The organism is Mycobacterium sp. UM_CSW, assembly GCF_000455205.1.
Lineage (GTDB): Bacteria > Actinomycetota > Actinomycetes > Mycobacteriales > Mycobacteriaceae > Mycobacterium.
Window position 1 is genome coordinate 143,855 of sequence record NZ_AUWQ01000001.1, and the last position, 25,929, is coordinate 169,783.

A 25,929-nucleotide genomic window follows, 5' to 3' on the forward strand; every position below is an offset into this window, starting at 1 on the left:
AGGTTGACAATTCCTGTTTGCAAGGGCGTTTTAATACAGCGCCCGCACCGCGTCGATGGTGTCGGCGTCGGCGGGGCCCTTGTCGTCGCGGTAGCGCACCACCCGTGCGAACCGCAACGCCAGGCCGCCGGGATAGCGCGACGACTTCTGCACGCCGTCCAGGGCCACCTCGACCACCTGCTCCGGCCGCAGCTGCACGACGTAGGAGTCGGTACCGCTTACGGCGAGTTCGCCGAACCGGGTGGTCTGCCAGTCGAGCATCGCATCGGTCATGCCCTTGAAAGTCTTTCCCACCATCACGAATTCGCCGGTGGCCGGGTCGCGGGCGCCCAGGTGGATGTTGGAGAGCTTGCCGCGGCGGCGCCCCGATCCCCACTCGACGGCGAGCACCACCAGATCCAGGGTGTGCACCGGCTTCACCTTCAGCCAGCCCGCGCCGCGGCGCCCCGCCAGGTACGGCGCGTCGGGCGCCTTGGCCATCACGCCCTCGTGGCCGGCGGCCAGGGTCGCGTCCAGAAAGGCGGCGGCCCGCGACGGGTCCGACGTCAGCAGCCGGTCCACCCGCTGCGCGGACGGCACCAGGGCGTCCAGGGCGGCCAACCGGTCGGCGGTCGGCGCGTCCAGCAGGTCCACGCCGTCGCGGTGCAGGATGTCGAAGAAGAACACCGAAAGCCGTTGGGCGGCAAGGGCCGCCTCGATGTCGACGGATCGGCCGAAGCGCGAGGCGGTGACCTGGAAGCGATGTGGCCGGTTGTCGGCCCGCAGCGCAATCGCCTCGCCGTCGGCGATCAGGTCGGTGGCCGGCAGCGCCAGCGTCGCCTCGACCACCTCCGGCAGCCGGGCGGTGACGTCGTCGAGGCTGCGGGTGTAGACCGTGACCTGGTCGCCGGAGCGGTGGATCTGCACTCGCGCGCCGTCCAGCTTCGCCTCGAAAATGCTTGTGCCGCCGTGTCGTTCGAGCGCATCGGCTACGCCCGGCGCGGTCTGGGCCAACATCGGGCTGACCGGCCGGCCCACCCGCAGGGTGAACGCGTCCAGGGCCGCGGTCGAGCCGGACAGGGCGGCCTTTAAACAAGCCACAGCCACCGCCGGCAAGTCCCCGCCCAGCATTGCGGCGCGTTGGACCGACGCGGTGGGGAGCCCGGCGGCCTTGGCCACGGCATCGGCCATGATCCCGGCCAGCGCCCCCTGGCGCAGCTCGCCGCCGAGCAGGCGCAGCAGGAAGGCCTGCTCGGTTTCGGTCGCGGCGGCGAACAGCGCATCGAGGAGTTCGGCCCGCCGCGCCTGCGATCCCTTGCCCGACACCGCCCCGATCTCGGTGAAGGTGGCGTCGACTCCGGTGACGGTCAGGGTCGGGTCTGACGCCGGCGGCGGCCGGGACCGCAGCGACGCCCAGCCGACCCCGATCTGGCGCTGCCGCAGCTCACCCGACAGCCACGAGACGATGATCGCCGCCGCCTGCGGGTCGGCGCCGGCGCGGCGCAGCAGCTCGGCGATGTGGGCGACCTTGGCCAGCCGCGACGACGTCCCGCCGACATTAAGCGAGGTGCTTGCGACGTCGAAAAGGAGCACGCAATCGAGCTTGGCATGGCTCTTGAACAAGGCGGGGTCAACGTCGCCGGGTCGACACGCTAGCGTGCCTAGGAAACGTTACAAATTTCATGGATTCTGACAAGCCTAACGAGGAGGTCCGGATGGAGATCAACGGGAAGAAGGTCGTCGTCATCGGCGGCGCGTCGGGCATGGGCCGTGCCAGCGCCGAGTTGCTGCACGAACGGGGCGCGGACGTCGCCATACTCGACCGCGAGGGTTCCGACGGCAAGACCGTCGCCGAGGCCGTCAGCGGTGCGTTCTACCCCGTCGACGTCACCGACTTCGCGGGAACCGAGGAGACGCTGCAGACCGCGGTCGACAAGCTGGGCGGCCTGCACGTCGTCATCACCACCGCCGGCGGCGGCATCGCCAAGCGGACCATGACCAAGTCCGGCCCGCACGACCTGGAGTCCTTCCAGTCGGTGATCGATCTCAACCTGATCGCCACCTTCAACATCAGCCGGCTGGCGGCCGCCCACATGGCCAAGAACGAGCCCGAGGACGAGGAGCGCGGCGTCATCATCAACACGGCCTCGATCGCGGCCTTCGAGGGCCAGATCGGGCAGGTCGCCTACACGGCCGCCAAGGCCGGTGTCGCGGGCATGTGCCTGACCATGGCGCGTGACCTTGGTTCGCTGGGCATCCGGGTGCTGGCGATCGCGCCCAGCCTGTTCGCCACGGGGTTGACCCAGGGCATACCGGACGAGTTCGCGGCCGCACTCACCAAGGACGCGGCCTTCCCCAAGCGCCTCGGCCGGCCCATCGAGTACGCCAAACTCGCGGCGGCCATCGTGGACAATCCGATGCTCAACGGCCAGTGCCTGCGGCTGGACGCCGGACAGCGCTTCGCGCCGAAGTAACCCACCCCCGGCGCGGGGCCTCCGCGGGAATAAGTACACTCTTTAGGCAGCCGCCCCGCTCCCCCTCGGAGCGGGGCAGGCAGTCAGCCCGGTAGCGAGGAGGCCCCTCATGGGTATCGCACTGACCGACGACCATCGCGAACTCGCCGAGGTGGCCCGCGCGTTCCTGACCTCACAGAAGGCGCGCTGGGCGGCGCGGTCGCTGCTCGACGCGGCCGAAGAGTCCCGCCCCCCGTTCTGGCAGAACCTGGTGGAGCTCGGCTGGCTCGGCCTGCACGTCGACGAGGAGCACGGCGGCTCCGGCTACGGGTTGCCCGAACTCGTCGTGGTCGTCGAGGAACTGGGCCGCGCGGTGGCGCCGGGACCGTTCGTGCCGACCGTGATCGCCTCGGCGGTGATCGCCAAAGAGGGCACCGCAGAGCAGAAGTCGCGGCTGCTGCCCGGCCTGATCGACGGAACCGTCACCGCGGGCGTCGGCCTGGACAGCAAGGTGCGGGTGACCGACGGCGTGGCGGACGGCGACGCCGGGATCGTGCTGGGCGCCGGGCTCGCCGAGCTGCTGGTGGTCGCCGTCGGCGACGACGTGCTGCTGCTGGACCGGGCCCGCGACGGGGTGACGGTGGACGTGCCCGACAACCTCGATCCGACCCGGCGCTCCGGTCGCGTGCGCCTGCAGGGCGTGCGCGTCACCGCCGACGACATCCTGCCGGGCGCGCGGCTGTCGGCGCTGGCCCGAGCGCGCACATTGCTGGCCGCCGAGGCCGTCGGCGGGTCGGCGGACTGCGTCGAGGCCGCCGTCGCGTATGCCAAGGTGCGCCAGCAATTCGGCCGGACCATCGCGACCTTCCAGGCGGTCAAGCATCACTGCGCGAACATGCTGGTGGCCGCCGAGTCGGCGACCGCCGCGGTCTGGGACGCCTCGCGCGCCGCGGGGGAGGACTCATCGGAGGACGAGGCGCAATTCCGCCTGGTCGCCGCCGCGGCAGCGGCGCTGGCGTTCCCGGCGTACACGCGCAACGCCGAACTCAACATCCAGGTGCACGGCGGCATCGGCTTCACCTGGGAGCACGACGCGCACCTGCACTTGCGCCGCGCGCTGGTGACCGCGGCCCTGTTCGGCGGGGACGCGCCGGCGCTGGATGTCTTCGAGCGCACCGCCGCCGGAGCCGTCCGGGACAACAGCCTGGATCTGCCGCCCGAGGCCGAGGAGCTGCGCACCCGGATTCACGCCGACGCCGCCGAGATCGCCGCCCTGGACAAGAAGGCGCAACTCGACAAGCTGATCGAGACGGGCTACGTGATGCCGCACTGGCCCAAGCCCTGGGGCCGCGCGGCCGATGCGGTGGAGCAGCTCGTGATCGAGGAGGAGTTCCGCGCCGCGGGCATCAAGCGCCCCGACTACTCGATCACCGGATGGGTGATCCTGACCCTGATCCAGCACGGAACCCCTTGGCAGATAGAAAGATTCGTGGAGAAGGCGCTGCGCCAGGACGAGATTTGGTGCCAGCTGTTCTCCGAACCCGAGGCCGGGTCGGACGCGGCATCGGTCAAGACCCGCGCCACCCGGGTCGAGGGCGGCTGGAAGATCAACGGCCAGAAGGTCTGGACGAGCGGGGCGCAGTATTGTGCGCGGGGCCTGGCCACCGTGCGCACCGACCCGGACGCCCCCAAGCACGCCGGCATCACCACCGTGATCATCGACATGAACGCCCCCGAGGTCGAGGTGCGGCCCCTGCGCCAGATCACCGGCGGCTCGGAATTCAACGAGGTCTTCTTCAACGACGTGTTCGTGCCCGACGAGGACGTCGTCGGGGCGCCCAACTCCGGGTGGACCGTCGCGCGCGCGACGCTGGGCAACGAGCGGGTCAGCATCGGCGGCAGCGGCTCGTTCTACGAGGGCCTGGCGGCCAAACTCGTCGAACTGGCGCAGCGGCACTCGGATCGGTTGGCGGGCGCCGAAGTTCGGGTCGGGTACTACCTCGCCGAGGACCACGCGCTGCGGCTGCTGAACCTGCGTCGCGCCGCCCGCAGTGTCGAGGGGGCGGGCCCCGGTCCGGAGGGCAACGTCACCAAGCTGAAGCTGGCCGAGCACATGGTCGAGGGCGGGGCGATCTCGGCGGCGCTGCTGGGGCCGGAGGTCGCGGTGCTCGACGGGCCCGGTGCCGTGGTCGGCCGGATGATCATGGGCTCACGCGGCATGACGATCGCCGGCGGCACCTCCGAGGTGACCCGCAACCAGATCGCCGAGCGGATCCTGGGCATGCCCCGCGACCCGCTGATCAACTAGGTTTCGTTCGGCGAGCAGACGCAGAATCGCGTCAACGCCACGAATTTCGTGCGATTCTGCGTCTGCTCGCGGAGAGTCAGGCCGGCGCGAACAACGGGGCGCCGCCGCTGCCCTTCTGGGGCTGGATGGCGACGGGCAGGCCGCACGTCACCGAATCCGGTTCGCAGCCAACGATGTTGGCGGCCACCCGCAGCCCGGTCTGCTCGGCGAGTTCGACGATTGCGATCACGTAGGGTGTCGGGATCTCGGGGTTGTACGGGTGGTGGTTCACGGTGTACGTGAACACGGTGCCCCGTCCCGACACCGGCCTCGCCACCAGCGGGCCGCCGCAGTCCCGGCATTCGCCGGCCGCCGGGTGCACCCAGCGCGCGCAAGCGTCGCAGTGTTCGATGAGCAACTCGCCTGACACGGCCAATACAGTACACTCTATTGGTTCGGTGTGGGCGGCGGGTTGCTTGGACGGATGGTGCACATGACCTACTTCGAAAAAGACGCGATCATCTCCGGCCTCGGCATCTCGCGAATCGGCCGTCGCACCGGGGTCCCGGGCCTGGAACTGACCATGGAGGCGGTGCGCGGGGCCATCGCCGACGCCGGCCTGTCGCCGGCCGACATCGACGGGATCGCCACCCTCGGCGACACTCCCGCCGCGGACGTCAACGCCGAACTGCGCATCGAGGCGGCCGACTGCGGGGCCGGCTTCGGCACCGGGGGCCTGCTGAGCCCGGTGATGTCGGCGTGCCGCGCGGTCGCCGAACGGCGCGCGCACCACGTGGTGATCTACCGGACGATACAAATGCTCGGCGGGACGGTCCCGGTCAAGCAGGAGGAAAACGCGCCCGCGCCGGCACTGGCGCGAATGTTCGAGGCGCCCGAAGGCGCGCCGAAGCCGGCGGTCGGCGCGATGGACGACGTCAACGACCTGGTTGCGGCCCACGCCTATTCCGCCGCGAACTGGCTGGCGCTGAACTGCCGCCGCCACATGGAGCTGTACGGAACCACCAAGGAACAGCTGGGCTGGCTGGCGCTCAACGGCAGACGCAACGCCGCGCTGAATCCCCTTGCGGTCTACCGCGAACCGATGACCATGGCCGACTACCTTGCGGCGCGGCCGGTCTCGACGCCGTTCGGCCTGCTGGACTGCGACGTTCCCATCGACGGTTCGATCGCGGTGGTGGTGTCACACGCCGAGTACGCCCGCGACTGTCCGCACCGCGCGGTGGCGGTGGAGGCGATCGGCGGGTCCGACGGTGCGGGCGGCTGGTTCCACCGCGACGACTACCCGAAGATGGCGATGTCGGACGCGACCGCGCAGATGTGGTCGCGCACCCAGTTGACGCCCGCCGACCTGGAGCTGGCCGAGTTGTACGACGGTTTCACGTTTCTCACCCTCGCGTGGCTCGAGGCGCTGGGGGTGTGCGGCGACGGCGAAGCCGGGCCGTTCGTCGAGGGCGGCGCGCGGATCGCCCGCGACGGCCAACTGCCGCTGAACACCTACGGCGGCCAGCTGTCGGCGGGGCGCATGCACGGCTACTGGGCCTTGCACGAAGGGTGCCTGCAGCTGCGCGGCGACGCGGGGGAGCGCCAGGTGTCGAAACGCCCCGAGGTCGGCGTGGTTTCCGTGGGCGGTGGCCCGGTCGCCGGATGCATGTTGCTCACCTGCTGAGATAGCTTGTGGCACAGCGCAGTTCCGGTCCCGCGGACAAACTCGCCGCGCAGATTGCCCGCCGCATCGAGGCGGACATAGTCCGCCGCGGCTGGACCGTCGGCGAATCGCTGGGCTCCGAACACGCCCTGCAACAGCGGTACGGCGTGAGTCGATCGGTGCTGCGGGAGGCCGTCCGCCTGGTCGAACACCACCAGGTCGCCCGGATGCGCCGCGGACCGGGCGGCGGGCTGCTGATCTGCCGGCCGGACGCCGGCCCGGCGACCCGTGCCGTGGTGATCTACCTCGAGTATCTGGGCACGACGCTGGTCGACCTGCTCAACGCGCGCCTGGTCCTCGAGCCGCTGGCGGCTTCGCTTGCGGCGGAACGCATCGACGAGGCCGGCATCGACCGGTTGCGGGCGGTGTTGCGGGCGGAGGAGCAGTGGCGGCCGGGCCTGCCGGCGCCGCGCGACGAGTTCCACATCGCGTTGGCGGAGCAATCGAAAAGCCCGGTCCTGCAATTGTTCATCGACATCTTGATGCGGCTCACCACGCGCTATGCCCTGCAGTCGCGGGCCGACTCGTCGACCGAGGCGATCGAGGCGGTCGAGCACATGCACCGCGACCACTCGCGACTCGTCGCCGCCGTCACCTCCGGCGACGCGGCCCGGGCCAAGACGCTTTCCGAACGGCACGTCGAAGCGGTGACCTCCTGGCTGCAGCGGCATTACCCCGGCGAGGGCAGCCCGCCGCGCGGGGCGCGCCGGCTGCGGGCGGGCCTGTCCCTCGAAGGTGACGCGCCTACCGGCAAGCTCGGCGAGATGCTGGCCGTCACCATCGGCGACGACATCGCCGCCGACGGCTGGCAGGTCGGCTCGGTGTTCGGGACGGAGACGGCCCTGCTGGAGCGCTACCGGGTCAGCCGCGCGGTGTTCCGGGAGGCGGTGCGGCTGCTCGAATATCACTCGGTCGCGCGGATGCGGCGCGGGCCGGGCGGCGGCCTGATCGTCACCACACCGCACGCCGAGGCCAGCATCGACACCATCGCGCTGTACCTGCAGTACCGCAGGCCGACGCGGGAAGACCTGCGCTGCGTTCGCGACGCCATCGAGATCGACAACGTCGCCAGAATCGTCAAGCGGCGCAGCGAGTCCGAGGTGGCGGCGTTTCTGGCGACCCGTCCGGACAGCCACCCGGGCGACGTACGCAAGGCCGTCGCCGAGGAGGCCCGCTTCCACCTCGGATTGGCCCAGCTGGCCGGCAACGCACTGCTGGATTTGTTCCTTCGCATCATCATCGAGCTGTTTCGCCGGCACTGGTCGAGCACCGCGCAGACGGAGCCGAACTGGGCCGACGTCGTCGCCGTCGAGCACGCGCATCTGCGGATCCTGCAGGCGATCGAAGCCGGCGACGACAGCCTCGCCCGCTACCGCATCCGTCGCCACCTGGACGCGGCGGCCTCGTGGTGGCTCTAGCCGTTTTTCGGATGTGACGCGTTCGGCGGCATAGCGAAAGCCCGTCTTGGGTACTGGCAAGGGAAGTAACGAATGGCCGGTCCAGCAGGGGGTTGGCACTTGTGATCGAAAGCGAGCGCGCACCGGTGACGGGAGGCTTCGGGGGGACGTACACCGACCACTCGGGTTTCGTTCATTCCGGGCTTCTTTACCGTTCGCAGGCGGAGTATCTGGACTTTGCGGTTCGCTTCGTCGCCGACGGGTTGGCGCGGGGCGAGGACGTTTTGGTGGCGGTGCCCGGCGCCAAGCTGGGCGGCCTGCGGGACGCGCTGGCCGGTCCCGGCGGCGGATTCCCGACGGAACTGCGGATGGTCGACATTGCCGAGATCGGCCGCAACCCGAGCCGCTTCATGGCCATGGAGGGTTCCTTCATCGACGAACACCAGGGCAAGCGGGTGCGAATTGTGAGCGAGCTCGCCTGGCCCGAACGCACCGACGAGGAAATCGTCGCCTGCTCCGAGCACGAGGCGCTGGTGAACTCGGCCCTCGACGGATACCCGGCGACCCTGTTGTGTCTTTACGACGCGAGCGAGCTGGGTGACGCGGTGCTGGCGGATGCCCGCGCGACGCACCCGCTGCTGTGGAGCCGTGGCGCGCTGCATCGCAGCGCCGAATACGCGCCCGACGAGGTCTTGGATCGCTGCAACCAACCGCTCGTCGCCAAGCCGGGCGCTGTCACGTACATGGTCAGGAAGTCGGCGGACCTGCGGCCCGCCCGCTCGTTCGCCGTCGACTACGCCGGCTGGGTGGGAATGTCCCAGGAAGGCATCGAGGATCTGCAACTGATCGCGACGGAGCTGGCCAGCAACAGCCTGATGTACACCAACGGAGTCTGCCGGCTGGCGTTCTGGCGCGAAGACGAGCACCTGGTTTGTGAGGCGCGCGACACCGGACGGCTGGGCAACCCGCTGGTGGGCCGCCTGGACCCCGGCCCGAGCGGCCCGGCCAGTCGCGGTCTGTATCTGGTCAACGCCATTTCGGACCTGGTCCGCACGCACACCACCCCGGCCGGGACGACGATCCAGGCCTACCTGCGGTTCGACGCGGCGCCCGGGCCGAACGGATAGGGCAACATCACGAAAGCGCTTGTCCGGCAGTGAGTTACCGGGCCGTGCGAAACGGATTTGCATTGCCGGCCCGCGACGTCTAGTCTCGGCGCTCGTGCGTCTTCTTCAGCGTGCCGTAGTAGCCAGCACCCGCAGCGGGGTCTGATCCCAGACCGACCCCCCGCTGTGGGTCGGAAGCTACTACCGTCGGTCGCTCCTGCTGATCAGAGAAGACCGAGACCGTGGCTCTTACCAAATCCCTTCCCGCTTTAAGCGAGCACTTCGACGCCGCCCTGCCGCGCGGGCTGCGCGAGGAGGCCGACGCGATGTCGTGGGAGGCCTTCGTCGCCACCTACGGTCGCGCGGCCGGCCCGCTGCGACTGGGGCACTGGGCCTGCACCGACACCGAGCGGCCCGCCGGGCGGCTCGGCCCCCAGGCCCGCAACTTTCGGGCGATGATCGCCGTCGGCGACCACATCAGCACGTCGACCGCCGCCGCCAGCGGTCCGATCGCCGCCCTCACCGCGATGCTGCACGAGCGCGGGATCACGGTGGAGATGCTGCGGTTTCACCAGATCCGTTGCGGCGCGGCCACCGCCACGTTTATCCGTGGCAGCAACGGGATTCGCGCCGAGTGGGCGATGGGCCTCTCGGAGGATCCGACCCAGTCGGCGTTGCGCGCGGTGATCGCGTGCGCCAACCGGCTGATCGCCTGACGGTGCCGAGCAGGGAGAGCCGCGTCAGAGCGGGCGCAGCACGATCGGCATGCCGTCCTTGGGCACCGGCATGCCGCCGTAGTCCCACTCGGCCTGGTAGCCCGGGCGGGGCAGCTCAAGTCGGTAACGGCGCAGCAGGCGGTGCAGGATCGACTTGATCTCCAACTGCCCGAACACCATTCCGATGCACTTGTGCGCGCCGCCGCCGAACGGCGTCCACCCATAGCGGTGCCGCTTGTGCTCGCTGCGCGGCTCGGTGAACCGGTCCGGGTCGAATTTCAGCGGGTCCGTCCAGAGTTCCGGCAGGCGGTGATTCATCCCCGGATAGGCGATCACGTTGGTGCCCTTGGGGATGTAGTAGCCCAGCAGGTCCGTGTCGCGCACGGTCTGACGCATCGCCCACTGCACCGGCGTCACCAGCCGGATCGACTCGTTCATCACCAGGTCCAGCGACTCGAGCTTCTCGAGGGAGTCGATGTCGAGCGGCCCGTCGCCGATCAGGCGGTCCGACTCGTCGCGGCAGCGCTCCTGCCACTCCGGGTGGGCGGCCAGCTGGTAGACCATCGTGGTGGCAGTCGACGTCGACGTGTCATGCGCAGCCATCATGAGGAAAATCATGTGGTTGACGATGTCCTCGTCGGAGAACTTGTTGCCGTCCTCGTCCTCGGTCTGGCACAACACCGACAGCAGGTCGTTGCCGTCCTTCCCGCGCTGTTCCTTGACGCGCTCGCGGAAGTAGTTCTCCAGCAGTTCGCGCGCCTTCAGGCCGCGCCACCAGGTGAACGGCGGGACACCCGTGCGGATGATCGCGTTCCCGGCGCGGGTGGTGACCGTGAACGCCTTGTTCACCTTGGTCACCAGCTCGCGGTCGGTGCCCGGCTCGTGGCCCATGAACACCATCGAGGCGATGTCGAGAGTCAGCTCCTTCATCGCCGGATAGAGAAGGAAGCGCGCGTCGTTGACCACCCAGTCGTTCGCGACCGTTTTGGTGATGACCTTGTCCATCTGCTCGACGTAGGAAACGAGCCGGGACCGGACGAACGCCTCCTGCATGATGCGCCGGTGGAACATGTGCTCTTCGAAGTCGAGCAGCATCAGCCCGCGGTGGAAGAACGGCCCGATCACCGGCACCCAGCCCTGCTGGGAGTAGTCCTTGTTGCGGTTGGAGTAGATGACCTGTGCCGCGTCAGGGCCCAGCGCCGCGACCCCTGGCAGGACCGGCGAGTCTCCGAACACGACCGGGCCCTTGGTCTGGTAGAGGAACAACAGATAGTCGGGTCCGCCGCGCAGCATCTCGATGATGTGCCCGAGGACCGGCAGCCCCGCGTCACCGAGTACCGGCTTGAGCCCGCTGCCCGGCGGCGGGTCGGCGAGCTTGTGCTCCGGAAACTGCGTGTTCAACAGCCTGCGTTCGACCAGGCCCATGCCGGGGAAGTTGTTGAACGACGGGGTCAGCCGCCGCCGCGCCTGATCGAGCAGGTAGTTGGGGGTGCTGATAGTGGCGGCCATGAAACTCCTTCGCGCTCCTTTGCGGGCCCGGGGCGGGTGACAGCGGTCACTGATTCATACCTTCGGGAAAAACTTGACGGCTGTCAAGTTTGCTTTTCGTGTGGCGTGGTGCAAGGTCGATGGCGTGAGCAGCCATGCCGACTCGGACCCGGGCGAACCGGCCATTCGCCGCCGGGGCGACAAGCATCGGCAGGCGATCATGCAGGCGGTGCGCGACCTGCTCGAGGAACAGCCCTTCTCGGAACTGTCGGTCAGCACCATCAGCCTGCGCGCCGGGGTGGCTCGCTCGGGCTTCTACTTCTACTTCGACTCCAAGTACGCGGTGCTCGCCCAGATCATGGCCGACGCCGCCGAGGAACTCGAAGAGCTCACGCAGTACTTCGCCCCCCGCCAGCCGGGCGAGTCGCCGGAGCAGTTCGCCAAACGGATGGTCCGCAGCGCCGCCGCGGTCTACGCGCACAACGACCCGGTGATGGCGGCTTGTGAGGTGGCCCGCCACACCGACGTTCAGATTCGCGAGCTCCTGGAGCGGCAGTTCGAGGTGGTGCTGGGCCAGATCACCGCGATCGTCGAGGCGGAGATGAAGGCGGGAACCGCGAACCCGATCAGCGACGACATCCCGGCGTTGGTGCGCATCCTGGCGGGCACCACCTCCCTGACGCTGAGCGGCGACCCGCTGCTCGCCGGACGCCAGGGTCACCAAGACGACCTGGAGCGCCGCGTGCGCGTGCTCGAGCAGCTGTGGCTGAATTCGCTCTGGGGTGGCGGCCCGAAGTAACGCGGTATGGTCACGGCCATGAGGCCAAGGCTTCCGAGGACGTCGGGGCGGTATTTCGCGGGGAAGCGGTGCCTGGTCACCGGTGCGGCGAGCGGGATCGGGCGGGCGACCGCCCTGCGGTTGGCCGCGCAGGGCGCCGAGCTGTACCTGACCGATCGCAACGCCGACGGCCTCGAACTGACCGTGGCCGACGCCCGCGCCCTCGGCGCTGCGGTGCCCGCCCACCGCGCACTGGACATCGCCGACCATGACCAGGTGGCTGCCTTCGCCGCCGACATCCACGCCGAGCATTCGACGATGGATGTCGTGCTGAACATCGCCGGCGTGTCGGCCTGGGGCACCGTCGACCGGCTGAGCCACGAGCAGTGGAGCAAGATGATCGCGATCAACCTGATGGGTCCGATCCACGTCATCGAGGCGTTCGTTCCCGCGATGTTGGCGGCCGGCCGGGGCGGGCACGTGGCCAACGTGTCGTCGGCGGCGGGGCTGGTGGCGCTGCCGTGGCACGCGGCCTACAGCGCGAGCAAGTTCGGGTTGCGCGGCCTGTCCGAGGTGTTGCGCTTCGACCTGGCGCGCCACCGCATCGGGGTGTCGGTCGTAGTGCCGGGCGCGGTGAAGACCCCGCTGGTGGACACGGTCGAGATCGCCGGGGTCGACCGCGAGGACCCGCGGGTCGCCCGCTGGGTGGACCGCTTCAGCGGTCACGCGGTGTCGCCGGAACGGGCGGCCGAGAAGATCCTGGCCGGCGTCGCGAAGAACCGCTACCTGATCTACACGTCGGGCGACATCCGTGCGCTGTACGCGTTCAAACGGCTGGCCTGGTGGCCGTACAGCGTGGCGATGCGTCAGGTCAACGTGATCTTCACGCGCGCGCTGCGTCCCGCCCCGGCGCCGCTAGTCCGGCATGGCCAGCTCGAGTCGCACGCCGAGTAGGCGAATAGGCCGGTCCAGTTCGAACAGGTCCAGGAGGCGCAGGGCGGCTTGCGTGATGGTGTCCGCGTCGGTGGTGGGAGCGGGCAGCTTGCGGATTTTGGTGCGGGTGTAGAACGTCGCGGTCCGCACGGTGACGGCCACCCGGGTGACGATCCGTCCCCCCGCCAGCACGTCGTCCAATGCCTGGCGCGCCAATCGCGTTATGGCCGAATCCATTTCGGCCCTGTCGGTGAGGTCGCGCGGAAAGGTGACGACGTGGCTGCGGGAGCGCGGTATCCACGGCTCGGCGCTGACTTCCGCGTCCCCGCCGCCCTTGGCCAGCAGCAGCAGCCACAGGCCGGTGCGCGGACCGAACGTGGACGTCAGCAGTTCCGCGTCGGCGTTCGCAAGGTCACGCACCGTGGTGATATCAAGGGCCGCAAGCTTTTTCGCCGTCTTGGGGCCGACGCCCCACAGCGCGTCGACCGGGCGGTCCGCCATCACCGTCATCCAGTTCGCGTCGGTGAGCGCGAAGATGCCGGCCGGTTTCGCGAAGCCGGTGGCGACCTTGGCCCGTTGTTTGTTGTCGCTGATGCCGACCGAGCACGACAGTCCGGTCTCCGACGCGATCACCGTTCGGATCTGTTCGGCCACCTCGGTCGGATCCCCGCCCTCGACGCCGACGTACGCCTCGTCCCAGCCCCACACCTCGACCGGATGCCCCAGGTCGCGCAGCAGGCCCATCACCTGGTCGGAGGCCGCGTCGTAGGCGGCCGGGTCCGACGGCAGGAACGTGGCGTCCGGGCAGCGGCGGGCGGCGGTGCGCAACGGCATGCCTGCGTGCACGCCGAATTCGCGGGCCTCATACGAGGCGCAGGTGACCACCTTGCGGGGTTCGGTCGGATCACCGCTGCCACCGACGATGACCGGCAGTCCGGCCAGTTCGGGGTGGCGTCGCAGCTCGACCGACGCCAGAAACTGGTCGAGGTCGACATGGAGGACCCAGCTCATCGCGCCCTCACCGCCCACAGAGCTTGCGCGCCAGGCTTTCCCACGCATCGCACAGCGTGTCCATGGTGTGTCCGGCGCCGTTGAGTTGGTGTTCCACGTAGTCCGGGTCGAGCAGGGCCAGCAGCGCGTCGGTCTGGATATCGAGGTCGCCGGTGGTGCCCGCCGAGGCCAGCAGCAGCCGCACGTGCGTGCGCTGCACGGCGCCCGCCCCGGCGTGGCGCAGCTGCGGATCGCGGTTGGCCGCCGACAGCAGCTCGTGGTGGGCGTGCACGAAGCACATCCGCTCGCGGCCGAAGGCGACCAGGCGATCCATCGGCGGGGCATCGGGCCCCAGCGGCGGGGGGCCGAACAGAAAAGCCTGCTGGCTGGCGCGCTCGTCCTCGTCGAGCAGCACCATCATCAGGCCCGCCCGGTTGCCGAAGCGGCGGAACAGCGTGCCCTTGCCGACGCCCGCGGCCGCGGCGACGTCGTCCATGGTGACTGCGTCCGCGCCGCGCTCGGCGACCAGCCTGCGTGCGGCCTGAAGCAGGAGCGTGCGGTTGCGCGCCGCGTCGCCCCGTTCCTGGGGAACCGACACGGGCAACTCGCGCGACCGCTCGACACCGCTCACATCCGCACTTTAACGCTGCCGGAATAAACCGGACCATAGTCCGGTTGGGGCGTGCAACGATGGTAGACCAACGGCCGAAGGGAACTAAGGTGGCAGAGATCCAAATCGTGGCGTTCGTGGGCAGTTTGCGCGCGGCATCGATCAACCGCCAGATCGCCGAGCTGGCGGGGGCGGTCGCTCCCGACGGCGTCAACGTCACGATCTTCGAGGGGCTGGCCGAGGTGCCCTTCTACAACGAGGAGATCGACCACGCGATGACCACTGACGCCCCGCCGCTGGCCGCGGTGACCGCGCTGCGCGCTGCGGCGGCCGACGCCGATGCGGCGCTGGTGGTCACCCCGGAGTACAACGGCAGCTTCCCGGCGGTCGTCAAGAACGCGATCGACTGGCTGTCGCGCCCCTTCGGCGACGGCGCGCTGAAGGGCAAGCCGCTGGCAGTCATCGGGGGGTCCTTCGGCCAGTACGGCGGGGTGTGGGCGCACGACGCGACCCGCAAGTCGTTCGGGATCGCGGGCGCCCGGGTGATCGAGGATCTCAAGCTCTCGGTGCCGTTCAAGACGCTGGCCGGCAAGGCGCCCGGCGAACACGCGGAGCTCTCGGCCAACGTGCGCGACGTCGTCGGCAAGCTGGCGGCCGAAGTCGGCTGAATTTAGCGAGAACCCACAAGCCGGTCGCCGGCCACCAGCGACGTTTCGCTAACCGAATAGCCAAAGCCGCCAGCCCGCGCTGGCGGCTTTGCTGGTGATCGGACGGGGATGGGCGGGGTCGGCGCTCGCGCCGCCTTCGCCCGCTCGTTGTCGGTGGCCGCTGATATACCGGATGGCGTGGGCTTCCCGAGACCGATCTGTGATCTGCGACACGCCGAGCGGATGTCGTGCGGAGCCTTACGACCAGGGAATTTCAAAATTGTTATTCAGAACATCTTGTATCTAGACAACTTGTCGGCCACTAGGTGTAGTGTTTCGAGGCACCGGCAGATCCCAGGATCCCCACGCTGGCCGGGCTTGGGGACCTCCCCGAATCGGCTCGAAGAGGTCGAAGCAGCGCCTTCGGCTTCGAGCGCCGCAAGACGGGAATCTGGGGCCCTGGCGGGCCGCTGAAACACAGCGAAGACGCAGTTCGTTGCAGTACCCGAGTAGTTGCCAGTCCGTTACAGGTTCTCCCCTTCCGCAAAGGAGCGGCATCCATGAGCATCACCGTCTACACCAAGCCCGCGTGCGTGCAGTGCAGCGCCACCTTCAAGGCCATGGACAAGCAGGGCATCGCCTACCAGAAGGTGGACATCACGCTGGACGCTGAGTCGCGGGACTACGTGATGGCGTTGGGCTACCTGCAGGCTCCCGTCGTGGTTGCCGGGAACGACCACTGGTCGGGTTTCCGCCCCGACCGCATCAAGGCGCTCGCGGAGTCGGCGCTCAGCGCCTGAGCAATAGCGGCAGACATTAGGTAAGGAAGGTTGCGGTGCCATGGAGATCACTGGGCCCAACCTCGGTTGGATGAGTGACGACCCGCTTCGTTCGGCTGCGCCGAGCTTGCGATCGTCACTGGTCTATTTCTCTTCCGTGTCGGAGAACACCCACCGCTTCGTGCAGAAGCTGGGTGTTCCCGCCACGCGGATACCGCTGCACGGGCGCATCGAGGTCGATGAGCCGTATGTGCTGATAGTGCCCACGTACGGCGGCGGCAGGGCCACACCGGACATCAATGCCGGGGGGTATGTCCCTAAACAGGTCATCGCCTTTTTGAACGACGAGCACAACCGGTCGCTGATCCGCGGCGTCATCGCCGCGGGCAACAACAACTTTGGTACCGAATTCGCCTACGCGGGCAACGTCATCTCCCGCAAGTGCGGCGTTCCCTACCTTTACCGCTTCGAACTGATGGGGACCCCGGACGACGTGGATGCCGTCCGCGCCGGTCTCGCCGACTTCTGGAAGGAACAGACGTGCCACCAACCGTCACTGCAGAGCCTGTAACCGCCGCCACGCATGGGTTGCCCGATGAAACGGACTACCACGCGCTGAACGCGATGCTGAATCTGTACGACGCGGACGGCAAGATTCAGTTCGACAAGGACGTTCTCGCGGCGCGCCAGTACTTCCTGCAGCACGTCAACCAGAACACCGTGTTCTTCCACAATCAGGACGAGAAGCTCGACTACCTGATCCGCGAAAACTATTACGAGCGTGAGGTTCTCGACCAGTACTCGCGCAACTTCGTCAAGTCGCTGCTGGACCGCGCCTACGCCAAGAAGTTCCGCTTCCCGACGTTCCTGGGCGCGTTCAAGTACTACACCTCCTACACGCTGAAGACGTTCGACGGGAAGCGTTACCTGGAGCGCTTCGAGGACCGCGTCGTCATGGTCGCGCTGACGTTGGCGTCCGGCGACACCGGGCTGGCCGAGAAGCTGGTCGACGAGATCATCGAGGGGCGGTTCCAGCCGGCCACGCCGACGTTCCTGAACTCGGGCAAGAAGCAGCGCGGCGAGCCGGTCAGCTGCTTTCCGGCTGGAACACCGGTGGATACACCCGAGGGGCCGCAGGCAATCGAGACTTTGCGCGCAGGTGACCGGGTGCTTTCGCACGACGGATCCTTCTCCGTCGTCGAGTCCGTCATTGAGAACCCCAACGACCAAGCACTCATCTCGATTTCACACTTCGGGCACAAGGAACCAATTCTGTGCACTCCCGAGCATCCCATCCTGGTGTGGACCACGCGCGATGTGCAGACACTTATCGATGGTGACGGAGCCGACTCCTTCAGCGGATTCGTATGGTTGGCTGCCAAAGACATTCGTCCCACCGACTTCATCGTGACGGCAGCGCCGCTGGGGCAACGGTCGCGACGTGTCTACGACCTGATGGAGCACGCCGGCGCAGGCGAGTATGAAGAGGTCGACGGCCTGATACGCAAGGTCAACACCGATCGGAAACACCGCAACAAGCAGCGCCATCACATGCGCTTCGTTTCGGTCAATCGCTATGTTGAGGAGTCGTACGACCTCGGCCTTCTCCTCGGCTGGTACGTCGCCGAAGGCCACATCTCCAAGCGATCGGGGCCTACGGGCCGGATTCCCAACGGTATCCACTTCACGATCGGCACGCACGAATTGTTGTACCAGCAGGAGTTGGCCGCGGCATTCAAGCGAGTCTTTGCAGCGGACCTGGCGGTCCACCAGAGTGTGTCCGACCAATCGGTGCGCATGATTTGCAACAGCAAGGTCGTTGCGTCGCTGTTTCTCTCCCTGGTCGGCACGGGATACCACTCAAAGCGGTTGTCCCACGATGTCTTAACGGCCGGTGAAGAGTTTCAGCGTGGATTGCTGGCCGGTTTGTTCCGCGGAGACGGGTGCAGCACCGCCGGTGGCATGGTGCTCGACCTGGTGAATCCTGAGCTGGTTGATCAGGTGCAGCTACTGTTGCGCCGCAACGGAATCATGTCCAGGGTCCGTCAATACGTCAACCAATCGGGCAATGCGACGGGCCAGGTCTTTGTACCCGGTCTGCCCGGGGCCAACGAAGACTTCATCTTCGACATCGGCAAGAACCTCCACAACTACGTCGGCCAGAAGGGGACGTCGCGCACGACCTATCGGGTCGTATATGGAAGACACGTGTACGGAATCCGTGAATTGAGGCGCACAGACGATGTTCCCTCAAAGGTGTACAACCTGCATGTCGAGGACACGCATACGTACACGATTCGCGGCACGGTCGTACATAACTGCTTCCTCTTGCGCATCGAGGACAACATGGAGTCGATCGGGCGATCGATCAACTCCGCCCTGCAGCTGTCCAAGCGCGGCGGGGGAGTTGCGTTGCTGCTCTCCAACATTCGCGAGCACGGCGCGCCGATCAAGAACATCGAGAACCAGTCGTCGGGCGTCATCCCGATCATGAAGCTGCTGGAGGACTCGTTCTCCTACGCCAACCAGCTGGGCGCGCGCCAGGGCGCCGGCGCGGTGTACCTGCAGGCGCATCACCCCGACATCTACCGCTTCCTGGACACCAAGCGGGAGAACGCCGACGAGAAGATCCGGATCAAGACGCTGAGCCTCGGCGTGGTGATCCCCGACATCACCTTCGAGCTGGCCAAGAAGAATGAGGACATGTACCTGTTCTCGCCGTACGACGTCGAGCGCGTGTACGGGGTGCCGTTCGCCGACATCTCGGTGACCGAGAAGTACTACGAGATGGTGGACGACGCGCGCATCCGCAAGACCAAGATCAAGGCGCGCGAGTTCTTCCAGACGCTGGCCGAGCTGCAGTTCGAGTCGGGCTACCCGTACATCATGTTCGAGGACACAGTGAACCGGGCCAACCCCATCGAGGGCAAGATCACGCATTCGAACCTGTGCTCGGAGATCCTGCAGGTGTCCACGCCGTCGTTGTTCAACGACGACCTGTCGTATGCCAAGGTGGGCAAGGACATTTCGTGCAACCTGGGGTCGCTGAACATCGCCAAGACGATGGACTCACCGGACTTCGCCCAGACGATCGAGGTGGCGATCCGCGCGCTCACCGCCGTCAGCGACCAGACGCACATCACGTCGGTGCCCTCAATCGAGCAGGGTAACAACGATTCCCACGCGATCGGCCTCGGGCAGATGAACCTGCACGGCTACCTGGCCCGCGAGGGCATCTTCTACGGTTCCGAGGAAGGCATCGACTTCACCAACATCTACTTCTACACGGTGCTCTACCACGCGCTTCGGGCCTCGAACCGCATCGCGATCGAACGCGGCACGCACTTCAAGGGTTTCGAGAAGTCGAAGTATGCAAGCGGCGAGTTTTTCGACAAGTACACCGAGCAGGTGTGGGAGCCGGCGACCGACAAGGTGCGCCAGCTGTTCGCCGACGCCGACATCCGCATCCCCACCCAGGACGACTGGAAGCGGCTGAAGGAATCGGTTCAAGCGCACGGCATCTACAACCAGAACCTGCAGGCGGTGCCGCCCACCGGGTCGATCTCTTACATCAACCACTCCACATCGTCGATCCACCCGATCGTGTCTAAGGTCGAGATCCGCAAGGAGGGCAAGATCGGGCGGGTCTACTACCCGGCGCCCTACATGACCAACGACAACCTGGAGTACTACCAGGACGCCTACGAGATCGGTTACGAGAAGATCATCGACACGTACGCCGCGGCCACCCAGCACGTGGACCAGGGGCTGTCGCTGACGTTGTTCTTCAAGGACACCGCCACCACCCGCGACGTGAACAAGGCGCAGATCTACGCCTGGCGCAAGGGAATCAAGACGCTGTACTACATCCGGCTGCGGCAGATGGCATTGGAAGGCACCGAGGTCGAGGGCTGCGTGTCCTGCATGCTGTAGGACGCGCAAGCCGTTGATGCGCCCGGTATCAGGGTCAGGTACCGGCGCCGCGCCCCTTGATGAGAGCCGCGGCCCGTTCGGCAATCGCGTAGACGGTTGCCAGCGTGTTGCTCGCGGGTAGCGAGGGCATGACAGACGCGTCCGCCACCCGGAGTCCAGTGATGCCGTGGACCCGAAGCTCGTCATCAACCACTGAATGCTGAGTTTGCCCCAGGGCGCATGTCCCTGCCGGGTGGAAGTAGGGGCCTACCGTCTGTTTGATGAACTGGCGCAATGCTTTTCTGCTGCTGACTCCGGGTCCCGGTGCCAGCTCCGCGCCCGGCCAGGCATCCAGCGCGGGTCCGGTCCCGATCTCTCGGGCGATCAAGAGACCCTCCAGCAAAGTCTCCACGTCGCGCGCATCCCCGAGGTAGTTCGGGTTGACGACGGGTGCCGTGTCGGGGGCTGGTCCCGCCAAACGCACGCTGCCGCGGCTGAACGGCTGCATCGCGGATACGCCGAGCACGTAGATATTCGGTATGTCGAGTCCGGCCAAGGCGCCAGTGTCCACGAACAGAATCTGTAAGTCAGGCGCCGCGACGGCGAATGGGGAGCGGATTATGCCCATTATTTCGCCATGATTGTGCCGCGGCGTCGGAATCGGCTGAGTCGCTTGAAATATGACCCCGGTGAACGGGTGGTCTTGCAAGTTCGAACCGACACCAGGCAGGTCAAGCGCAACGTCAATGCCGAGGTCGCGGAGATGGTTCTGCGGTCCGACACCCGAAATCATCAGCAGTCGCGGTGAGCCAATTGCACCGGCGCACAGCACGACTTCGGCTGCCGCGGCCACCGTCGGAGGCTGCCCGGCGACGCGGTACTCCACTCCGCTACAGCGCCCGTCGGCGATTCGTAGCCGATGAACGACGGCATCCGCGACCACGGTCAGGTTTTCGCGGGGAAACACGGGCCACAGATAGGCATCCGCCGCGCTCTGCCGGCGCCCGTTGGAAATCGTCACATCCGGCGCTGCAAAACCAAACTCAAATCCGCTGCTCAGATCCTGCGCAGGCGGATGCCCACACTGCAACGCGGCGCGCAGCCCGGCAGCAAGTACCTCGTTCGGCGACCCCACCGGAGCTACCCGCAGCGGGCCTTTTTTGCCCCGCAAGGCAGGATCACCGTGGCGCGCGCTCTCGCTCGCTTTGAAGTACGGCAAGAGATCGTCGAACCGCCAGCCGGGTGGCCAATCGGCATAACTATCGCGGTGTCCGCGGACGAACATCATGCCGTTGATTGCCGAGGACCCGCCGATTCCGCGCCCGAGGGGTAAATGCACCGCCCGGCCGGTTGCCGCCTGCACCGTGGTGAGACCGCCGCAGTCGGCCGAACTTTTGATCAATGTCGGCCACAGGGGTGGTTGCGCGCTGGAGGGCAGAAGGGTGGCACTTCCAGCCTCGAGAAGCAAGATCCGGACGTCGCTGTCATCGCTCAGCCGGCGCGCCAACACGCACCCGGCGGTACCCGCGCCGATGACGATAAAGTCATATGACTCAGTTCCTGGCAAGTGGAGCCTCTTCTCAGGCGTTGGGGTCCAACCCATTTCGATCGGATATCGGCTTTCGGGTCACCCATGATTCGTCGCCAACGCCGAGCACCATAAGACAGCGAGTAGCGGGCCATCAAGTCCAGCGCGCCATGGCTGGCTTCGCCACCGCGTATTCCGGCCATCGGCCGCGTTATTCGGGTAGACCGGCGGCGACTGTAGCCCTAACTTTGCTGCAGAAAGCGCCCGGACGAGCGAGACTCGTTCGGGCTCCAGACGATTCAAGGGGGCGACCGTGCCGCGGACCGATGACGACAGTTGGGACCTGAAGACCGGCGTAGGCGCGACGGCCACGATGGTGGCCGCGGCACGAGCCATCGCCAGCAGACAAGCCGATCCGGTGATCTGCGATCCGTTCGCCGAAATATTGGTCCGAGCAGTCGGATTGAAATTGTTCACCCAGATAGTCGACGGCACAATCACATTCTCGGACATCGAAGTCGAGTGGATGCCCGCGTACTTCGGCGTGCGCACGAGAAGCCTCGATGACTTCGCCCTCGACGCGTCCCGCTCTGGCGTTCGTCAAGCAGTGATCCTTGCCTCTGGATTGGACTGCCGCGCCCACCGTTTGACCTGGCCGCCGGGGATGTCCATCTACGAAGTCGACCAGCCACAAGTGATCGAGTGGAAACGCAGCGTCCTGGCCGGTTTGGGATGGGCACCTACGCACAGTCACCACTACTTGGGTATCGATCTGCGTCACGACTGGCCAACCGTATTGCAGCAAGAGGGTTTTGATGTGACTGAGCCGACCGCCTGGATCGTCGAGGGACTCCTGATCGGGTATTTGCCGCCCAAGGCGCACGACGAAATACTCGACGCGATCACCACCTTGAGTGCGCCCGGCAGTCAACTCGCGGCTGACTACGTCGACAGCCCCAGAGCCGACGCGCTAGGGGATAATCTGAGAAAGCATCACGCGACCTGGAACGAACTAGACCCCGAAATAGACTTGCGCACCGTGACTTTCGCCGGACAGCACGCAGATCCTGCGGTATATCTGACCGAGCGTGGCTGGACCACGCGCAGCGCGGACCTCGCCGAGGTGTTCCGCGCAGCCGGACAAACCGCTCCCACGACGGACGGCTTCGTCGAACTGGCAAGTTTCACGCGGATGCTCAGCGGTTTGCGCACCTAACCATCGCCCCTACACCAATCACACGCTCGGCGTCGGGCCCGCGTTTTGTAGCTGATCCTAGGAAGGCGATTTTGTTGACTGTATCCCTACGTCGGCGACTGGTCAGCAGGCTCTGGCTGCCCACGCTGGTGGTCGTCGGTGCCGTCTTGGCGGGATGCGTCATTGACTCCGCGCACGGGATCTTCGGCTCTCAGGACCGAACTCGAAGTCCGGGCAACAAATTCTCGATAGCTCAGTTCAATCCCAAACACATCCAATACGACATCTTCGGCGATTTGGCCGGGTGGGGGAGAGCCAGCTATTGGGACGTGAACTCTCGCGCAATTGCCGTCGACCTCGCGGCGTTGCCCTGGACACACACGGAAGTAACTGTGTTGACGACCGCTACCGCCGATATCACCGCGCAGGTGGCGGGCGGAAACATCGGCTGCCGCATCACCGTGGACGGGCAGGTGCGCTCCGAACATACGGCAACGGGCGAGCATGCCGGTGTCTGGTGCCAGGTGCTGTCCGCATGAACCACGACAGCGTCACCGTCAATGTGCGCAAACCCTTCGTCGCGCGGACCATCCGCAAGTTCGCCGGGCCCGTGGTGCTCGCATGGATCGCGCTCATGGTTGGGCTCAACGTCATCGCTCCGCAGCTAGAACCGGTTACCGAGGCAAACCGGGGCCCACTGGTCCCTGTCGACGCGCCGTCGTCGCAAGCGCTCATTCATATCGGCGAAGTGTTCAAAGAATCCGACAGCAACAGTTTGTTGATGGTCGTTCTGGAGGGTTCTCACAAACTGGACGAAAACGACCACTCGTTCTACGACCGGATGGTCGCAAAACTGCAGCACGACAAGCACGTTCAATATGTCATGAACCTGTGGGGTCAAGGCACCACCGCTGCCGGGGTGCAGAGCAATGACGGCATGGCGTCCTACACGCTGGTGCGGGTGGCCGGCGACCTGGGTTCGTCGCTGTCCGACCAGTCGATCAAGGCAGTGCGGGACTTGGTCTCGCAGATCAAAACCCCGCCGGGGCTAAAGGTATACGTCTCGGGTGCGGCGCCCTTGTCGGCGGACATGCTCGAGATCGGCAACAAGAGCCTGATCACGATCATGTTCGTGACGATCGTACTCATCAGCGCAATGCTGCTGGCCGTGTATCGCTCCATCTCGACTGCGCTTCTCATCCTGTTGATGGTGATGATGGAACTGATTTGCGGGCGCGGCTTCGTCTCGTTCCTCGCTTTCCACAAGTTCATTCAGATCTCCGAATTCGCGTCGAACATTCTTGTTTCTCTCATCCTTGGTGCGGGTACCGACTACGCGATCTTCTTGATCGGCCGCTACCACGAAGCACGCCAAGCCGGCGAAGATCGGGAAGCCGCTTACTATTCCGCAGTAAACGGCGTATCCCACGTTATTCTGGGATCTGGTCTCGCGGTGGCCGGCGCGACCTTCTGCCTCACATTCACCCGGCTGAATTATTTCAATACATGCGGGATCCCCTGCGCTGTGGCCATGCTCACCGCAGTCGCCGCTGCTCTGACCTTCGGTCCGGCCGTACTGGCGCTGAGCATCCGCTTCGGTATCTTCGAACCGAAGCGCGCTGCGAGAGCGGGTATCTGGCGCAAAGTTGGCGCCCTGGTGGTGCGCTGGCCGGGACGGCTCCTCTTCGCCAGTTGCGTGGTCGTACTGGTGGGGTCGATCACGCTGCCCAGCTACCACCCCAATTACGATGACCGGCTCTACGTCTCCGATGACGTCCCGTCGAAACAAGGCTATGCCGCGAGCGACAGGCACTTCCCGGTCAGCAAGCTGAACAGTGACATGCTGGCGGTCGAATCCGATCACGACATGCGCAATAGCACAGACATGCTTGCGCTGGATCGGGTGGCGCGCAACGTTTTTCACACTCCCGGTGTCGGAATGATCCAGAGCACAACCAGGCCGCTGGGCACGCCGCTGGAGCATTCGTCGTTCACCTACACGATCGGCACGATGGGGACGAAGATCAAAGAACTGTTGCCGTTCCTCACCGACCTGAACAACCGGCTCACGGACACGGCGAGCATCACCGGCCGCATGGCGGGCCTCTTGCGTCGCCAGCAGGAGTTGACGTCACAACAGGCGGGCGCGGCGCATATTGCCGCCGACGCCGCCCGAGGCATGAAAGAGGTCACCGACTCGATACGGGACAACGTGGCCGACTTCGACGACTTCTGGCGCCCGATTCGTAGCTACTTCTATTGGGAGAAACACTGTTTCGATATCCCGTTGTGCTGGTCGCTGCGATCGCTGTTCGACGCCACCGACAAGATCGACCAGCTGGATGAGCAGTTGGACAGGAACCTGAAAGCCGCGTTGATTCAGGATGCCGTGACGCCGCAACTCGTCGAGCTCATCGGTCAGAGCGCTGATCAACTCGATAACTTGCACCAGATCATTCTGACCGACCACAGTACGATTCAACCTCAGTTGACTCAGCTGGATGAGCTGAGCCGCCAGATGATGGATCTGGGCTACGCCTTCGACAGTTCGAAGAACGACGACTTCTTCTATCTGCCGCCAGATGCGTTCAGCAATCCGTCTTTTCAGATCGATCTCAGATACTTCATGTCCCCGGACGGCAGAACCGCGCGATACATGATCTTCCACGACGGAGAGGCACTCACCCCCGAAGGGATCAAGCAAGACCAGATCTATCTACCCGCCGCCAAAGAAGCGCTGAAGGGCACGACGCTCGCAGGAGCACGGGTCTATCTGGGCGGCGCCGCGGCCACTTACTGGGACATCCAGGATGCGGCGAGAACAGACCTGATCATCGCGGCCACAGCAGCTTTCGCGTTGATCTTCCTGGTGATGCTGCTGATCACCAGGAGCATCGTCGCAGCATTGGTCATAATCGGGACGGTGGCGTTCTCCTATTCCGGGGCGTTCGGTCTGGCGGTCCTGTTCTGGCAGCACTTGGTCGGCGTCCCCATGAGCTGGCTGAACCTGCCCCTCACCTTCATCATCTTGGTGGCGGTCGGTTCGGACTACAACTTGTTGCTGATCGCCCGCTACCTCGAAGAGAGCAAGGCGGGGCTGAACACCGGTCTGCTCAGAGCGGTTGCCAATTCCGGCAAAGTCGTCACGACCGCGGGGTTGGTATTCGCCGTCACCATGATGGCGATGCTTTCCAGTGACTTGCTCAACATCGGCCAGATGGGCACCACCATCGGCTTCGGACTTCTGCTCGACACGCTGATCGTGCGTTCGTTCATCACTCCCGCGATCGCGCGCTTGCTCGGTCCGTTCTTCTGGTGGCCCCGAGTGATCCGTTCCAGGCCGCTGCGTACGAGTACCAGACGGCACGCCGCCCTGGTCGGCGCGAGTGTCGATCAGTGACGCCC

General features: G+C 66.1%; 20 protein-coding genes and 3 pseudogenes. 17 read left to right on the plus strand and 6 right to left on the minus strand.

Annotated elements, in window-relative coordinates:
- Positions 1 to 30 precede the first annotated feature (30 nt).
- Positions 31 to 1,572, minus strand: coding sequence for an ATP-dependent DNA ligase (locus tag N415_RS00750; protein WP_068176176.1), 1,542 nt, complete (start codon positions 1,570 to 1,572; stop codon positions 31 to 33).
- Between the two features lie 122 nt (positions 1,573 to 1,694).
- On the opposite strand from N415_RS00750, the gene N415_RS00755 reads away from it, so the two are divergent.
- Positions 1,695 to 2,453, plus strand: coding sequence for an SDR family NAD(P)-dependent oxidoreductase (locus N415_RS00755; RefSeq protein WP_068175941.1), 759 nt, complete (start codon positions 1,695 to 1,697; stop codon positions 2,451 to 2,453).
- Positions 2,454 to 2,562: 109 nt separating this feature from the next.
- The gene (locus tag N415_RS00760) at positions 2,563 to 4,740 is read left to right on the plus strand and encodes an acyl-CoA dehydrogenase (RefSeq protein ID WP_068175945.1); all 2,178 of its coding nucleotides are present in this window, start codon (positions 2,563 to 2,565) and stop codon (positions 4,738 to 4,740) included.
- A 76-nt stretch (positions 4,741 to 4,816) separates the two neighbouring features.
- Here the strand turns inward: N415_RS00760 and N415_RS00765 are convergent, their stop codons facing one another.
- Positions 4,817 to 5,155, minus strand: a complete 339-nt coding sequence (locus N415_RS00765; protein ID WP_068175948.1) for an OB-fold domain-containing protein — start codon at positions 5,153 to 5,155, stop codon at positions 4,817 to 4,819.
- A gap of 57 nt (positions 5,156 to 5,212) precedes the next feature.
- Here N415_RS00765 and N415_RS00770 point away from each other — a divergent pair, with 57 nt between their 5' ends.
- The 4 genes from N415_RS00770 (at position 5,213) to N415_RS00785 (ending at position 9,664) form a co-directional block, all read left to right on the plus strand.
- A complete protein-coding gene (locus N415_RS00770; RefSeq protein ID WP_068176180.1) occupies positions 5,213 to 6,406 on the plus strand; it encodes a thiolase family protein in 1,194 nt (397 codons plus the stop codon).
- Between the two features lie 8 nt (positions 6,407 to 6,414).
- A complete protein-coding gene (locus N415_RS00775; protein ID WP_068175951.1) occupies positions 6,415 to 7,863 on the plus strand; it encodes an FCD domain-containing protein in 1,449 nt (482 codons plus the stop codon).
- Positions 7,864 to 7,988: 125 nt separating this feature from the next.
- Positions 7,989 to 8,969: a sensor histidine kinase gene (locus N415_RS00780; protein WP_152531191.1), complete on the plus strand. Its 981-nt coding sequence runs from the start codon at positions 7,989 to 7,991 to the stop codon at positions 8,967 to 8,969.
- A 221-nt stretch (positions 8,970 to 9,190) separates the two neighbouring features.
- Entirely contained in the window at positions 9,191 to 9,664 is a 474-nt protein-coding gene (locus N415_RS00785; RefSeq protein WP_068175959.1) for a homocitrate synthase, read from the plus strand.
- 24 nt (positions 9,665 to 9,688) lie between these two features.
- Here the strand turns inward: N415_RS00785 and N415_RS00790 are convergent, their stop codons facing one another.
- The gene (locus tag N415_RS00790) at positions 9,689 to 11,173 is read right to left on the minus strand and encodes a cytochrome P450 (protein ID WP_068175962.1); all 1,485 of its coding nucleotides are present in this window, start codon (positions 11,171 to 11,173) and stop codon (positions 9,689 to 9,691) included.
- Positions 11,174 to 11,297: 124 nt separating this feature from the next.
- On the opposite strand from N415_RS00790, the gene N415_RS00795 reads away from it, so the two are divergent.
- The gene (locus N415_RS00795) at positions 11,298 to 11,951 is read left to right on the plus strand and encodes a TetR/AcrR family transcriptional regulator (RefSeq protein ID WP_068176182.1); all 654 of its coding nucleotides are present in this window, start codon (positions 11,298 to 11,300) and stop codon (positions 11,949 to 11,951) included.
- Between the two features lie 18 nt (positions 11,952 to 11,969).
- Positions 11,970 to 12,884 carry an SDR family oxidoreductase gene (locus N415_RS00800; RefSeq protein ID WP_068176183.1) on the plus strand — a complete coding sequence of 305 codons (915 nt, stop codon included), beginning with the start codon at positions 11,970 to 11,972 and terminating at the stop codon, positions 12,882 to 12,884.
- Here N415_RS00800 and N415_RS00805 read toward each other — a convergent pair.
- Positions 12,846 to 13,874, minus strand: coding sequence for a DNA polymerase IV (locus N415_RS00805; RefSeq protein WP_068176186.1), 1,029 nt, complete (start codon positions 13,872 to 13,874; stop codon positions 12,846 to 12,848). The two genes, N415_RS00800 and N415_RS00805, sit on opposite strands and share 39 nt — an antisense overlap.
- Positions 13,875 to 13,881: 7 nt before the next feature.
- Positions 13,882 to 14,484, minus strand: a complete 603-nt coding sequence (locus N415_RS00810) for a TetR/AcrR family transcriptional regulator (protein ID WP_068175967.1) — start codon at positions 14,482 to 14,484, stop codon at positions 13,882 to 13,884.
- A 59-nt stretch (positions 14,485 to 14,543) separates the two neighbouring features.
- Here N415_RS00810 and N415_RS00815 point away from each other — a divergent pair, with 59 nt between their 5' ends.
- The 6 genes and pseudogenes from N415_RS00815 to nrdE form a co-directional block, all read left to right on the plus strand.
- Complete coding sequence (locus N415_RS00815; protein ID WP_068175970.1) at positions 14,544 to 15,131, plus strand: NADPH-dependent FMN reductase; 588 nt, start codon at positions 14,544 to 14,546, stop codon at positions 15,129 to 15,131.
- Between the two features lie 539 nt (positions 15,132 to 15,670).
- Positions 15,671 to 15,910 carry a redoxin NrdH gene (locus N415_RS00820; protein ID WP_068100267.1) on the plus strand — a complete coding sequence of 80 codons (240 nt, stop codon included), beginning with the start codon at positions 15,671 to 15,673 and terminating at the stop codon, positions 15,908 to 15,910.
- A gap of 70 nt (positions 15,911 to 15,980) precedes the next feature.
- Complete coding sequence (nrdI, locus tag N415_RS00825; protein ID WP_068176189.1) at positions 15,981 to 16,460, plus strand: class Ib ribonucleoside-diphosphate reductase assembly flavoprotein NrdI; 480 nt, start codon at positions 15,981 to 15,983, stop codon at positions 16,458 to 16,460.
- Positions 16,430 to 16,987, plus strand: a pseudogene (locus tag N415_RS33345) (ribonucleotide reductase N-terminal alpha domain-containing protein); the annotation flags it as partial. The gene nrdI and the pseudogene N415_RS33345, both read left to right, overlap by 31 nt.
- 6 nt (positions 16,988 to 16,993) lie before the next feature.
- Positions 16,994 to 18,180 (plus strand): annotated as a pseudogene (locus N415_RS33350) (LAGLIDADG family homing endonuclease); the annotation flags it as partial.
- 25 nt (positions 18,181 to 18,205) lie between these two features.
- A pseudogene (nrdE, locus tag N415_RS33355) lies at positions 18,206 to 19,822 on the plus strand (class 1b ribonucleoside-diphosphate reductase subunit alpha); the annotation flags it as partial.
- Between the two features lie 34 nt (positions 19,823 to 19,856).
- Here nrdE and N415_RS00835 read toward each other — a convergent pair.
- The gene (locus tag N415_RS00835; RefSeq protein ID WP_068175973.1) at positions 19,857 to 21,404 is read right to left on the minus strand and encodes a GMC family oxidoreductase N-terminal domain-containing protein; all 1,548 of its coding nucleotides are present in this window, start codon (positions 21,402 to 21,404) and stop codon (positions 19,857 to 19,859) included.
- Positions 21,405 to 21,642: 238 nt separating this feature from the next.
- On the opposite strand from N415_RS00835, the gene N415_RS00840 reads away from it, so the two are divergent.
- From N415_RS00840 to N415_RS00850, 3 genes are all read left to right on the plus strand, one after another.
- Positions 21,643 to 22,545 carry a class I SAM-dependent methyltransferase gene (locus N415_RS00840; protein ID WP_068175976.1) on the plus strand — a complete coding sequence of 301 codons (903 nt, stop codon included), beginning with the start codon at positions 21,643 to 21,645 and terminating at the stop codon, positions 22,543 to 22,545.
- A gap of 74 nt (positions 22,546 to 22,619) precedes the next feature.
- A complete protein-coding gene (locus tag N415_RS00845; RefSeq protein WP_152531185.1) occupies positions 22,620 to 23,063 on the plus strand; it encodes an MmpS family transport accessory protein in 444 nt (147 codons plus the stop codon).
- Positions 23,060 to 25,924, plus strand: coding sequence for an RND family transporter (locus tag N415_RS00850; protein WP_068175979.1), 2,865 nt, complete (start codon positions 23,060 to 23,062; stop codon positions 25,922 to 25,924). Before N415_RS00845 ends, N415_RS00850 begins: the two co-directional genes overlap by 4 nt.
- Positions 25,925 to 25,929 lie beyond the last annotated feature (5 nt).

Coding starts and splice junctions, on each gene's coding strand:
- N415_RS00755 (WP_068175941.1), top strand. CDS start 1,695: ATGGAGATCAACGGGAAGAAGGTCGTCGTCATCGGCGGCGCGTCGGGC.
- N415_RS00760 (WP_068175945.1), top strand. CDS start 2,563: ATGGGTATCGCACTGACCGACGACCATCGCGAACTCGCCGAGGTGGCC.
- N415_RS00770 (WP_068176180.1), top strand. CDS start 5,213: ATGACCTACTTCGAAAAAGACGCGATCATCTCCGGCCTCGGCATCTCG.
- N415_RS00790 (WP_068175962.1), bottom strand. CDS start 11,173: ATGGCCGCCACTATCAGCACCCCCAACTACCTGCTCGATCAGGCGCGG.
- N415_RS00800 (WP_068176183.1), top strand. CDS start 11,970: ATGAGGCCAAGGCTTCCGAGGACGTCGGGGCGGTATTTCGCGGGGAAG.
- N415_RS00805 (WP_068176186.1), bottom strand. CDS start 13,874: ATGAGCTGGGTCCTCCATGTCGACCTCGACCAGTTTCTGGCGTCGGTC.
- N415_RS00815 (WP_068175970.1), top strand. CDS start 14,544: ATGGTAGACCAACGGCCGAAGGGAACTAAGGTGGCAGAGATCCAAATC.
- N415_RS00820 (WP_068100267.1), top strand. CDS start 15,671: ATGAGCATCACCGTCTACACCAAGCCCGCGTGCGTGCAGTGCAGCGCC.
- nrdI (WP_068176189.1), top strand. CDS start 15,981: ATGAGTGACGACCCGCTTCGTTCGGCTGCGCCGAGCTTGCGATCGTCA.
- N415_RS00835 (WP_068175973.1), bottom strand. CDS start 21,404: ATGGGTTGGACCCCAACGCCTGAGAAGAGGCTCCACTTGCCAGGAACT.
- N415_RS00850 (WP_068175979.1), top strand. CDS start 23,060: ATGAACCACGACAGCGTCACCGTCAATGTGCGCAAACCCTTCGTCGCG.